Source organism: Thalassotalea eurytherma, from assembly GCF_030161415.1.
Lineage (GTDB): Bacteria > Pseudomonadota > Gammaproteobacteria > Enterobacterales > Alteromonadaceae > Thalassotalea_G > Thalassotalea_G eurytherma.
The window spans coordinates 246,195-259,576 of the sequence record NZ_BSSU01000001.1 but is presented as its reverse complement, the minus strand read 5'-3'; the positions used below and the strand labels follow the sequence as shown (position 1 = coordinate 259,576).

The 13,382-nt window shown below is 42.3% G+C and carries 9 protein-coding genes and 1 tRNA gene; 6 read left to right on the top strand and 4 right to left on the bottom strand.

Annotated elements, in window-relative coordinates:
• Positions 1–24 precede the first annotated feature (24 nt).
• From QQK02_RS01140 to QQK02_RS01125, 4 genes are all read right to left on the bottom strand, one after another.
• Positions 25–693, bottom strand: a complete 669-nt coding sequence (locus QQK02_RS01140; RefSeq protein ID WP_284206092.1) for a TVP38/TMEM64 family protein — start codon at positions 691–693, stop codon at positions 25–27.
• On the bottom strand, positions 659–1,090 hold the full coding sequence (locus tag QQK02_RS01135) for a thermonuclease family protein (RefSeq protein ID WP_284206091.1): 432 nt from the start codon (positions 1,088–1,090) through the stop codon (positions 659–661). Before QQK02_RS01135 ends, QQK02_RS01140 begins: the two co-directional genes overlap by 35 nt.
• A gap of 48 nt (positions 1,091–1,138) precedes the next feature.
• Entirely contained in the window at positions 1,139–3,217 is a 2,079-nt protein-coding gene (locus QQK02_RS01130; protein ID WP_284206090.1) for an SHOCT domain-containing protein, read from the bottom strand.
• A gap of 99 nt (positions 3,218–3,316) precedes the next feature.
• Entirely contained in the window at positions 3,317–3,967 is a 651-nt protein-coding gene (locus QQK02_RS01125; protein WP_284206089.1) for a single-stranded DNA-binding protein, read from the bottom strand.
• A 173-nt stretch (positions 3,968–4,140) separates the two neighbouring features.
• On the opposite strand from QQK02_RS01125, the gene QQK02_RS01120 reads away from it, so the two are divergent.
• The 6 genes from QQK02_RS01120 to QQK02_RS01095 all read left to right on the top strand — a co-directional run bounded on the left by QQK02_RS01120 (position 4,141) and on the right by QQK02_RS01095 (position 13,378).
• Complete coding sequence (locus QQK02_RS01120; protein ID WP_284206088.1) at positions 4,141–5,406, top strand: Xaa-Pro dipeptidase; 1,266 nt, start codon at positions 4,141–4,143, stop codon at positions 5,404–5,406.
• Between the two features lie 85 nt (positions 5,407–5,491).
• Positions 5,492–5,566, top strand: a tRNA-Arg gene (locus tag QQK02_RS01115).
• 440 nt (positions 5,567–6,006) lie between these two features.
• Positions 6,007–6,306, top strand: a complete 300-nt coding sequence (locus QQK02_RS01110) for an isoamylase early set domain-containing protein (RefSeq protein WP_284206087.1) — start codon at positions 6,007–6,009, stop codon at positions 6,304–6,306.
• Between the two features lie 223 nt (positions 6,307–6,529).
• Positions 6,530–8,752: a 1,4-alpha-glucan branching protein GlgB gene (gene glgB, locus QQK02_RS01105; protein ID WP_284206086.1), complete on the top strand. Its 2,223-nt coding sequence runs from the start codon at positions 6,530–6,532 to the stop codon at positions 8,750–8,752.
• The gene (glgX, locus tag QQK02_RS01100) at positions 8,749–10,851 is read left to right on the top strand and encodes a glycogen debranching protein GlgX (protein ID WP_284206085.1); all 2,103 of its coding nucleotides are present in this window, start codon (positions 8,749–8,751) and stop codon (positions 10,849–10,851) included. The genes glgB and glgX overlap by 4 nt, the downstream gene beginning before the upstream one ends.
• A complete protein-coding gene (locus QQK02_RS01095; protein ID WP_407704991.1) occupies positions 10,844–13,378 on the top strand; it encodes a glycogen/starch/alpha-glucan phosphorylase in 2,535 nt (844 codons plus the stop codon). Before glgX ends, QQK02_RS01095 begins: the two co-directional genes overlap by 8 nt.
• Positions 13,379–13,382: the final 4 nt, after the last annotated feature.

The following is a 13,382-nucleotide window of genomic DNA, read 5'->3' as shown; positions in this document are numbered from 1 at the left end:
GGCAACCAAATAAGGTTGCCTTTTTTATGTCTGCTTTTCTTTAAAATAAAGCCATGTACCAAGAATAAAAGCGACAATAAACAAAGCACAAGCAACTAATAAGTGGCTAGTACTGCTTAATTTAACGCCGGCACCTACCAGGCTAAAAATAAACATTTGCGGAATAAAACCCAACGTAGAGCCGTAGACAAATGGGGCCAATTTAATACCACAACTACCCGCAACGATATTCGTTAAAAAGTTACTTCCTACCGGCAACAAGCGAATAATCAACGCTTTGGTAAATTCATTGATTGATAAGAATTGATAAATCGCTTGCTGTTGTTGAGAAAACTTTTGCCTAACAAAATTAGCAAATAAGTAACGAGCTAATAATGCTGTCAATAAACATGCGCAGCTACCTGCAAATAACGCCACTAGTGTGCCTTGCCAACTACCCAAAATATAGCCGCATGCAATCGCTGCAAACTGACGAGGCATGCCAATAGTCATTGCAACACAGCATACCACGAACAAACTCATCACTTGAAGAAACGCATTCGCCGGCAACCAAGTATTAAGCCAACCAGTCACGACGTCTTGGGTGAGCCACAATTGACTCGGTAAAATAGCAAGCGCAAACAGCGCCAATGCCACTAAAGTTGTTATGACAACACTCTTACTCACACCAACCTCGACGTTCACCACCGGCATAAGGCCTCGCCAAGTGATTTAAGATAAGCAATTCAGCTAGACTTTGATCATCAATATAAACATCGGCAAGAATACGAAAATATTTGCCGCGCTCAATATTTCTTAATTCGATTTCTGTCGCCTTTGCTAACAGTTGTTGTGTAAAGCGCTTCGCTTGCTTTGCCATGCTCTTTTCCAACGCACATTTACCTCGCATTTCAGGCGTATCAACTTGCTTTACGCGAATTGGCGCGTTTTTTCCAACTAAAGCTGGCCAGTGATCGATATCCACTCTGAAGGTATCACCGTCATAGACAGAGACAACACGTGATATTTGCACATCACCAAACTCAGCTTTAGCGTGAGTTAAGAAAGGAAGCAGTATTAAACAACAAAGAAATGGTACAACACGATCCATAACAATCCAGAAAGGTACAACAGGAGTAATATTGTCTGCGTTGTCTAACTATGGGTCAACTAAGCTTTGTAATAATTTACTTTTTGCTTGAGAAAACTCAGTATCATCAATAAACCCTTGCTGATGTAATTTAACCAGCTTTTCGAGGGCATCAATAATTTTTGTATCTTGTATATCAGCCCGAACGTTTGACACCGATTCTTCAACTTTACCAACACTATTGTCAGGCGTGTCACGCTCTATGGTATTGAGTGTTGATGGTTGGTCAGGTGTTACTGAAATTGAAGGTTCGGAAATAGGAGATGGCTCACTTGTAACCTTATTAGCAGGTTTTAATGCTTCAGGCTCAAGCACTATCTCAGGCTTTCTTTCGGACGTGTTATTAGGATTAATTAAAGCAGATATCTGCCATTGAAAATCTAATAAAAGTGCTAAGCTAGGCTTAAAGTGAAGTTTAGTATATCTTTGATCGCCTATTCTAAAATAAGGGCAAACTAAATACTTTTTCCCTTTATTATCAGTTAACTGCAATTGTATTTGTCTTACTCGATTACCATACATTTTCAAATGATATTCACGATTAAAAACGCCTTTAACGTCACATTCGGTGTCATTAGTAAAAGCATTATCTTTCGCATCTACTTGATTAATCACTTGTTGATTTAACAGCATTTCACTCAAGACAATATTGTTTGAATTCAATGACACAGCAATCTCTTCATTGTGGCGCTTGTATAAGCAGACGAAGCCATCATTAATTGAAGCCTTTCCAAATTGCTGACGAATTTTTCGTTTAGCGTGAGCTTCGATTATTGCTTCTCGGTTTAACCAAACAGCTAACACTATAAAAATGAACAACGTAAGATAAAAGAAAGGCCCTAAGCCAGCTGAAGTTCGTGATTGCTCAGCTGTAAATTCATCATGCAGACTAACAACCTCTGATTCTTCTGAATGGGCTTGTAAGGTTATGAAATGAAGCACTTGGTTCGAAACGGTATAAAGAACGGCTAAATTCTCATAAACGCCTAACAGCTTAGCATTTACCATTTTCAAGGGTTTTTCGAGCAATTTGGCCGGCTCTAATTGTTGCGTATTATCAACAAAACTTAATTTCATAAGCTCCTTGGCTTGTTCATCTAAAGCCAGATACACGGGACTCGCATCGACTTTATTCAATCCAAAGTAATGCAACTCTTTCGCATGGCCTGCTTTTTGCGAAATCGGATATCGGTATTCAGGCTTAACAGCTAACATATTGTCACCTAGCGATACTGATGAGGCAAAGCCCTGAGTTTCGTCGCGTTGATGAATCAATAGGTCATGGTGACTACTCTTTTGCCAATAAAGCGTTTGAGGACTATTAATGTTATAAAGCACAACCTCAGGCAAAATATTATTTTTTTGCTGATAAGGATTGCCCATTGGCACAGTATATTGCTTCAGCCCAAACGGTGCAGGATTTATACGAAGTAAACTTCCGCTAAAAATAGGCGCACTTTCGTTGTCTATTTGACTTAATAACACATGCAGAAGACCATAATCGTCCTGCCATGGTTTTATATAAGGGTTAAAACTCAAATGTTTAACCGAAAAATTGTCTGAATTAGTGGCTATGCGAAAAATTTCTCGTTGGCTATTATTGGCTACTTGGCCGCTGTGTTTCAGATAGACCCACTCACTGATTACAATATCGAATTTACTATTTGATGATTGTTGTGCGAGCCTAACTGTTGCACTTTGGCGATTAAATGGCGCTTTATATGCTACGTAAAAAGTATTGTAGCCCTGTTTACTTTCCATAGAAAAACTCGGATGCAAAGCAACAGACATGAGCTCTATATGTTCATTATTTAACTGTTGTTTGAGCGATAAAACAGGTTGGCTAACAAACGGCTCTGCGTCTAAAGGCTGTGTATCGACAACGTGAATATCACCTGAATGATTAAATAAGAAATATTGCTGAGATTTAGGAATTGGAATTAACTGATGTGGAGAAGGCTGATTTAACTGCACAGGAAGTTTTACTTGCCAAGATTCGGCATAACTTTTAGCCGTTAAAACAAAACCACATATCAAACACAGACACGTAACGAGCCATCGTTGTAGTATTACATCACATTTCTGCATTATGACCCGCACTTCCTTCTCGAGTTATTTTTGGTATGTCCTTATTTCAATTATGCAAAAAATATGTAAATAGCTCAACTATTAGTCGCGATGTCTATTTTAGCTCTTCAATACAACCGTCTGTTTTGCCTCAACAAACTGGGTTTTCTGTTGATCATTTTGATAGCTCAACTTGCCTTCAACAACTATTTGACTACCTTCTTGTGCATTGTTGGCAAGGTATTCAGCTTGTTTTCCCCAAACATGAACCAAGCGCGATAAGCTAAATTCTTGTTTTTTACCAGAGACCGGCGACACGACTTGATGCCTAATCGCTAACGAAAGTTCTGCCATCTGCTTATTATTATTTGTTGTCACTAATTTAATTGGTGCATTCACCTCACCACTTAATTGCACGAGGTTAATTGATTGAGCATAGCCTTTGGCAAAATGTTGGGCAAAGTTTGCATGAATGATTTGACGTTGTGATGTCGCGCTATCAAGTAAATAGCCATGCACAAGCATCACGTCACCTTTTTCTGCATACAATAAGGCTTCTTCTACGATATCACCCACGACCTTAATCGTATGAAAATCAGTCCACTCTTTGAACTGGTTACTCGCCTTATCAAACCATCGACTATGCGTTGCAAGAGTAATTTCTGCAATCGCCACAACAGGGTTTGTAAAGTAACGCACCTCAGGTTTAGCGACAAGGTTGCCTAATAAAGTGACTTTACAAAGATGATGGTTACCTAAAGATGCTGTCATGATCATTTACTTAATTAAAAATTTGCTGAGCTACTTTACGTAATAGCCCAGAGAGTTGCAATTGGGCAATGATATTATGTAATGCCTATCTTAAAAAGTACGCTATTGAACGGCTATAGATTGCACCTGATTTAACATTCCTCTATAACTTGTTTAACAACAAGGGATTATTTATGAAAACACTTAACACTTTCCTCGCAATTAGCTCATTGCTGATCAGCAATTTAACACTAGCAACTACCGTAATTACCGCTAAAAACACACTAGATGTGGAAACTGGCAACTTACTAAAAAACCACTTTATCGTTATTGATGATGGCAAGATTACAGCCATCATTAAGGACCAGTCTCGACTACCCGCTAATGCAAACATCATAGATCTTGGTGATAAATATTTGTTGCCAGGTTTAATGGATATGCATACGCATGTTGTTCAACATTTAGAGAAAGACTACTACGCCGGTCTATTTCAATCTCCGCACCGAGCATTAATTGGTGGTGTAGTTAACGCGGAAAAAACCTTGATGGCGGGCTTTACAACCATTCGAAATGTTGGAGCAAGCAATTATCAAGATGTCGCCCTGCGTAACGCTATCAACGCAGGTGAAATCAAAGGTCCACGTATGGCGGTCTCTGGCCCGTCAATTGGTATTACTGGTGGGCATTGCGACAATAATGCACTAAACCATAGTTTTAAACAAAAGTCTGACGGTGTTGCCGATGGTCCCTGGTCAGTGCGAGAAAAAGTAAGACTAAACGTTAAATATGGTGTTGATCTTATAAAGTTTTGCGCAACAGGTGGCGTATTTTCAAAAGGTACTAAAGTCGGGCAACGTCAATACACCTTTGAAGAAATGAAAGCCATCGTTGATGAGGCACATACCCATGGTCGAACAGTTGCAGCTCACGCTCACGGTACCGAAGGGATAAAATTCGCCATCAAAGCAGGCGTTGACTCAATAGAGCATGCAAGCTTTTTAGACAAAGAAACGATTGCGCTTGCTAAAAAGCACGGCACTTATTTATCAATGGATATATACAATACCGAATATACCCTTGCAGAAGGGGAAAAAAATGGCGTGCCCGAAGAAAACATCAATAAAGAACGAGAAGTTGGTACCATTCAGCGTGAAAGCTTCTCAAATGCTGTAAAAGCGAATGCAAAAATGGTACTAGGCTCTGATGCAGGTATTTACCCGCATGGCGACAATGCAAACCAGTTTTCTCGTATGGTGAAATTTGGCATGACGCCACTGCAAGCGATTCAAGCAGCGACCATAGAGTCTGCAAAGCTATTAAAATGGCAGGAAAACCTAGGTAGTATTTCTGCTGGCAAATATGCCGATATCATTGCCGTTGAGCAAAATCCACTTGAAAACATTTCTACATTAGAGAATGTGAGTTTTGTTATGAAAAACGGCGAAGTATTTAAACAGTAAGTACAAATTGAGCGGTAATTAAACAACTAAACAATTACCGCTAGTAAACCAACGCGCTTTTGACTATTATCCTGCCTGTAGCTGTGCTCCCGTGGTGAAGTGGATATCACGTGGACCTCCGGAGTCTAAGTCGCAGGTTCGATTCCTGCCGGGAGCGCCAGTTTTACTTCATACTTTGCCTTAAGATATTCACAAGATCGACTATTTCGCAATACCAATAAAGCATATCCGCTTTAGCTGGTCGTTTATTCAAGATGCTTTTTGCTAGACAAATAGCATGAAAAACTATCGAGTCCCATTCTGCCGATATTCGCGGTGAAGTTTAGATGCCAACTTAAAGATAGCGTTCTAACTGGTCATTCCAGCCTTTCACAATGTTGGTATTGCGATTGCAGTAATAAACATAATCCACGAGCTTTCAAGTGATTTTGGTCAAAAATGCACCAGCTAAGTGCGCAAATCAAATTAGACCTGCACTGTCATAAAGCAGACACAAAACTCTGCCAAACTTGATTCTCGAAACGCACACCCGATTTTATGCAGTACGGCAATGTGGCATTGGAATAACTTACTTAACTAAGTCAATCAAGGAGCCTCGCTATGCTAAAAAAGAAATTTTTTAAGTCTATAGACGAAACAGAAGTCACATTTGAATTTGCCCGTGAAGACGTAACAGACGTCGCTATCGCTGGTGATTTTAATGAGTGGCAACCTCAGCCTATGAAATTCGTAAAAAAAGACAACGTTTTTCGAACGCGTATTCGTCTACCTAAAAACCAAGATTTTAATTTCCGCTATTTGCTCAACGCGCAAGAATGGGAGAACGACTACGCAGCCGACGCTTATATTCCAAACCCATTTGGCACGGAAAATAGTGTGGTTTGTACGCAACCTACCTAACCGTTAAAAATTGTTGAATGAATACATTGTCGTAGCTTTTGTATCTATAAGCTTTTTCCACTGACTCAACAACAAAATTGGTTAGGTTAGTTGAGATAATTAGCATACTCGTTAGGCGTTTCTTATCGCCCGCGACAATGATATTCACAACCCTATTATTTTGTTTATCGAACGTTGCAACTTATCGAATGCGACACCGAGCTTGACGCTATAAATTGGCGTCGTGGAGGTTACTATAACAAGGCTTAGGAAGATCCCCCCGCTCACACAGTATCAAGATGAAATAGACGCATTAAATGCCGCGTGTTTTGAAGACATCTTTGGATTTTTAGGTCCTCACTGTGTTGATGAGCGCATGCAAATTCGTTTATTTTTGCCTGGTGCTGAATCGGTTATCGTGACCACAACAGACACTGACTATGTCGCTCAGCGTATCAATAATAGCGATTTATTTATCGCTGATATCCCTAATCACAATGACCAAAACGACTATCAATTAAAGGTCTGCTATCCGTTAACAACAATCGTTATTGAAGATCCTTATCGATTTAATAGTTTGCTTGATGAAGACTTTTGTTTCTTATTCAATCAAGGTAAACAAAGCCAAGCTTATCGCCATTTAGGCGGGCACTTTGATGAGGTAGATGGTATTCATGGTGCGCGTTTTTCACTATGGGCGCCAAATGCAAAATCGGTATCTTTGATTAGCGATGATAATCATTGGAATCCAAGCCGACATATCATGCGCAAACACCCAGCAAGCGGTATTTGGGACATATTCATTCCAGAACTCACATCAGGTGTTCGTTACAAATACCACATCGTCGCCATGACAGGTGAACGCATAGAAAAGGCAGACCCCTATGCGAATTTTATGCAAAACCCACCAGATACCGCATCTATACTGCATCATTGCATGCCACATAGAATGCCTAAATCTTGGCAAGACAAACGTAATACAAGAAACGCGGTCGATGCGCCAATCAGTATTTACGAGGTTCATCTGGGCTCTTGGAAAAGACAAGGTGATGATGGCAAAGCGTTTTTAAGTTACCAACAATTAGCAGAACAATTAGTACCTTACGTCAGTGATTTAGGCTTTACACATGTGCAATTTATGCCAATTAGTGAATTTCCTTTCAATGGCTCATGGGGCTACCAACCGGTAGGAATGTTTGCACCAACGAGTCGATTTGGCACACCAGAAGATTTCGCCTACTTAGTGGCACAGTTTCAACAAGCAGGGATTGGCGTATTGATAGATTGGGTACCTGGCCATTTTCCATCAGACCCTCATGGCTTAGCTCGATTCGACGGTACGCATTTATTTGAACATGCGGATAAACGACAAGGCTTTCATCCTGACTGGAATACACTGATCTATAACTACGGGCGCGAAGAAGTCCGCTCATACTTGCACTCGAGCGCCAATGTTTGGTTTCAACAATATGGCGTAGATGGTTTACGGGTCGACGCTGTGGCCTCTATGTTATATCTCGACTATAGCCGCGACGAGGGAGAATGGATCGCTAACGAGCATGGTGGCCGTGAAAATTTAGACGCGATTTCTCTTATTCAACAAATTAACCAAGATTGTTATCGCGACAACCCTGGCATCATGATGGTTGCCGAAGAGTCGACTGCATGGCCAGGCGTAACAGGGTTTGTCGACGGCGGTGGATTGGGTTTTGGCTTTAAATGGAATATGGGCTGGATGAACGATAGCCTGCAATACATGCATCGCGACCCGCTTTACCGCAATCATTATCACGGCGAGATGACATTCTCCATGGTATATGCTTTTTCAGAAAACTACATTTTACCGCTGAGCCATGATGAAGTCGTTCACGGTAAAGGCTCACTATTAAACAAAATGCCCGGAGACGATTGGCAAAAATTTGCTAACCTGCGTGCGTATTACGGATTTATGTGGGGACACCCGGGCAAAAAGCTCCTGTTCATGGGTGGCGAATTTGGCCAGTGGAAAGAATGGGATCACGATCACAGTCTTGACTGGCACCTCCTACAATACGAACCTCATCAAGGTCTACAGAATCTTATTCGCGACTTGAATTACACCTATGTATCTCAGCCAGCGCTTTATCAATACGATAACAGTCCACTAGGCTTTGACTGGATAGACGAGGGCAATGCAGAGCAATCTATTTTCAGTTTTATACGTTACAACAAAGAACGCACTTGTGGTGTTTTAATACTTGCCAACATGACCCCTGCCACCTATCAATGTTATCGCATTGGCGTGCCTTCAGCAGGTCGTTATCACCAGCTCATCAATACCGACAATGCTCGTTATGGCGGCTCAGGTGTTGGTCTAACCGACTACGTCGAAACCGAAACTGAGCAATGCCATGGCCAAGCACAATCAATCATGACTGACATTCCTCCGTTAGCCACCATGATGTTTGCGTTTAAGGTGCGGCCATGACCTCAACGTTCATCTTACAAACAGGGACGCCGTACCCATTAGGTTCAACACCGAAAAGTAATGGTGTTAACTTTGCGATATTTTCCGCTCATGCGCAGAAAGTAGAGCTATGCCTGTTTGACGATAGTGGACACACAGAAGTCGCGCGTATAGCAATGCCTCATTGTAACCATCAAGTTTGGCATTGTTTTTTGGAGGGTTGCCAACCAGGGCAACTCTACGGATATCGTGTTCATGGACCGTATCAACCAGATCAAGGATTAAGGTTTAACCCAAATAAACTGTTACTCGACCCATACGGTAAAAGTATTTTTGGTCAATTTCAGTGGTCAGAACGTCATTATGCCTACGATATGCAAAGTGATGATGAAGATTTGGCCAAAGACAGCCGTGATAATGCGCTCGACATGCCGAAAAGTCGTGTTATCGCCCTTGCCCAAGCAAACACTCAACATCCAGATATTCCTTGGGCTGATACGGTTATATACGAGTGCCATGTCAAAGGAGCTACACGATTACACCCAGAAATTCCTACGCCCATGCGCGGTCGATTTTTGGGACTATGTCACCCTGCTTTTATCGACCACTTAACGCGTTTAGGGGTAACTACAGTCGAGTTGTTACCGGTGCATTATTTTATCAATGAGCATTTCTTAGAAGAAAAGCGCTTAGTAAATTATTGGGGCTACAACTCCTTGAGCTTTTTCGCCCCTCATAGCGACTACCTAAGTAGCGAAGACGTCGGTGAATTTCAACATATGGTGCGAGTTTTACATCAGCATAATATCGAAGTCATTATAGACGTTGTCTACAACCACACTGCTGAAGGTAACCGTCTTGGCCCCACATTGTCATTGCGCGGCATAGATAATGTCAGCTATTACAAGCTCCAACACCAACAACCTCGTCACTACATCAACGATACAGGTTGTGGCAATACCTTAGATTTGAATCATCCTCGCTGCCTACAATTGGTCATGGATAGCTTACGATTTTGGGTAGAGACGATGGGTGTCGACGGCTTTCGTTTTGATCTTGCTGCGATACTAGCTCGCAACCCTGACGGTTTTTCAAGTAATAGCGGGTTTTTTCGTGCCATTTTACAAGACCCGATTTTAAGCCAAGTGAAATTGATTGCCGAGCCTTGGGATATTGGCCCAGGTGGCTACCAACTTGGCAATTTTCCACCACCATGGAGTGAGTGGAACGATCGATACCGCGATATTATGCGTCGCTTCTGGCGCGGTGATCATGGTGTCTTACCAGAATTCGCCAGACGCATACACGGCTCTAGCGATATGTTTGAACATAACGGTCGAGGCCCCCACTCCAGTGTTAACTTTATTACCAGCCACGACGGCTTTTCTCTACGTGACCTAGTGAGCTATCAAAACAAGCACAATCAGGCAAATGGTGAAGACAATCGCGATGGTCACAGTGATAACTTCTCAGCCAATTACGGCGTCGAAGGAGAAACCCGAGATCCAGACATCTTAGCTAGGCGCCTACGCCAACAAAAAAACCTCCTCACTTCACTATTTTTAGCACAAGGCGTTCCTATGCTGCGCAGTGGTGATGAGTTTTCTCAAAGCCAAGGTGGCAACAATAATGCGTACTGCCAAGACAATGAAATCAACTGGCTGAGGTGGGAAAAGTATCAAAATAGCGACAATAACCTCTGTGACTTTATTAATCAGTTATCTCAAATAAGACAACAGTTTCCAGGCCTACGCCTGTCGCGCTTTATACACAAAGACAATACACCTTATACCATCACCTGGCTAAATTCCGATGGCCAAGCCATGAGCAAGGAAAACTGGGGCAGTCATAGCAATCGTTATATTGGCTATCTCATTACAGGGCTTGAAACGCCAATCTTGTGCCTCTTCAATTCAGGATGCACCAACCACAAGGTAGAGTTACCAATTTGTCAGGCAAATACTAAGAGACAGTGGCGCCTATTATTAACCACTGATGCCAATGTCAATTGTGATGAATTTCAATACATTTCAGGAAGCTTATTTCTGAGTCCGCAAAGCAGTTGGATTTTAACCACGGCTAACGAGCCAAAACCGCGACAGGAGCTATCACGTGACTAAGACAACGTCTAATAAGCCGGAAATTAACGAACAGCAAGCTGCGCCTAATGTTTGCCACACCACGCAATGGTACGAAGGGCCAACCATCGATGAGCACACCTTGCATGATGATTTAACTCGTCACTTTTATTACACCCTGGGTAGGGACAAAGTTGGTGAATCTCGCTTGTACCTTTATCACGCCTTAGCCTTAACCATTCGCGATCGCTTAATTGCTCGTTGCCGAGAAACGCGACTCAAAAATGAAAAGCACAACCGTAAGCAAGTTGCCTATTTGTCGCTGGAATTCTTGATGGGGCGCTCCCTCAATAACGCGATCTTAAACCTCGATTTAGAGGACAAGGTGCGCTGTGCACTCAACGAGTTTTGCACAGCGTTAGAAGATGTCGAACAAGCCGAACATGACGCCGGCTTAGGTAATGGCGGTTTAGGACGACTTGCGGCCTGTTTTCTCGATAGCTGTGCAACCTTAGGTCTTCCCGTTACAGGATATGGCATACGCTATGAATACGGTATGTTCAATCAAGAAATCGATAACGGTTATCAGGTGGAGCAACCAGACAACTGGCTTAGGGAAGAATGTCCGTGGGAAACCAAGGCGCCAGATTACTCACGTCGCGTCAAATTTTTTGGTCATGTTGAAGTACACGAAGATCTCAAGGGTCGTCAGCATCGTCGTTGGGTTAACACGCAAGACGTCTTAGCGGTACCTTTTGATATACCGGTTCCCGGCTATAACAACGACATAGTAAATACTTTGCGCTTATGGAAATCTGAAGCGACCGACGAATTTGATTTAAGTGAATTTAATGCCGGTAGTTATTCCGAGGCAGTCGCCAAGAAAAACCTCGCAGAACAGATAACCATGGTGCTGTATCCAAATGACGCAAGCGAGAGCGGAAAGGAGCTACGTTTACGTCAGCAATACTTCCTTAGCTCAGCAAGTCTGCAAGACATTTTAGCGCAATGGATTGAAAGTCATGGTCAAGATTTTATCGGCTTTACTGATCAGCATGTATTTCAATTAAACGATACGCATCCAAGTATTGCGGTTGCTGAATTAATGCGCCTGTTAATCGACGAACACGGTTTGAGTTGGGATAAAGCCTGGTCAATCACGAGCACAACAATGGCCTATACCAATCATACCTTGCTGCCAGAAGCATTAGAGAAGTGGTCAGTGCGCTTATTTGAGCGCCTATTACCGCGATTATTAGAAATTATTTACGAAATTAACGCCCGTTTTCTTCTACAAGTTGCACAACGTTGGCCTGGTGATGTCGACAAAACCCGCCAAATGTCAATTATCGAAGAGGGCGATGAGCCTCAAATTCGTATGGCTTACTTGGCTATTATCGGCAGTTATTCTGTTAATGGGGTTGCGGCCTTACACACTAAATTACTGACGAATGGCTTGTTTAACGACTTTTATCAATTGTCGCCGCAAAAGTTTAATAACAAAACCAATGGTGTGACGCCACGTCGTTGGCTACATCATTGTAATCCTGCATTGTCAGACCTTATAACCCGCACGATTGGCGAACAATGGGTAAACGATTTCTCGCAAATCCAAAAGCTCGCCAATTACGCTGACGATGAAAAACTTCAAGTACAATGGCAACAAGTTAAATTCGACAACAAGGTTAAATTAGCTGAGCTTGTGCAAGAGCGCTGCGGTGTCGAATTTGACCCTAACATGATGTTCGATGTGCAGGTAAAACGTATTCATGAATACAAACGACAACTGCTCAATATCCTGCACGTCATTTATCGCTATGAACGCATTCGCAACTGCGATACTGCCACTATGGTACCGCGTTGCATACTACTCGGAGGCAAAGCAGCGCCAGGCTATGACATGGCCAAACAAATCATCAAATTAATTAGCAATGTTGCCGACACCATTAATAACGACCCATTAGCTAAGCCTTATCTTCGCGTAGCCTTCTTACCAAATTACAACGTAACTGCGATGGAAACGATTTGTCCGGCAACTGAACTATCTGAGCAAATATCCACTGCAGGTAAAGAAGCGTCAGGCACAGGTAACATGAAGTTTATGATGAATGGCGCATTAACCATTGGCACATTAGATGGTGCCAATATTGAAATTCGTGACGCTGTCGGTGAAGAGAATTTCTTTTTGTTTGGTGCGCGTAGTGAAGAGCTCGATGAAATATTTCGCAATCACAACCCTAGTCGTATTATCGAAGCAACTCCAGCGCTACAAGAAGTTATGCAGTTGCTTACTAGTGGCCACTTTAACTTATTTGAACCCGGTATCTTTCAATCAATTATCGATGCCATAACTAGCCCAACGGATCCTTGGCTGACCGCCCATGATTTTGCTAGCTACATCCATGCTCAAGATGAAGTTGACCGTTGTTATCAAGATTCCGCTCGTTGGGCCGCAATGAGCATTTTAAACACCGCTGCAAGCGGGCCGTTTTCCAGTGATCGTACGATTTTGGAATACGCCACCAATATTTGGCAATTGCAGTGCAACGCTACACCCAGTCTGGCTTAAGAAG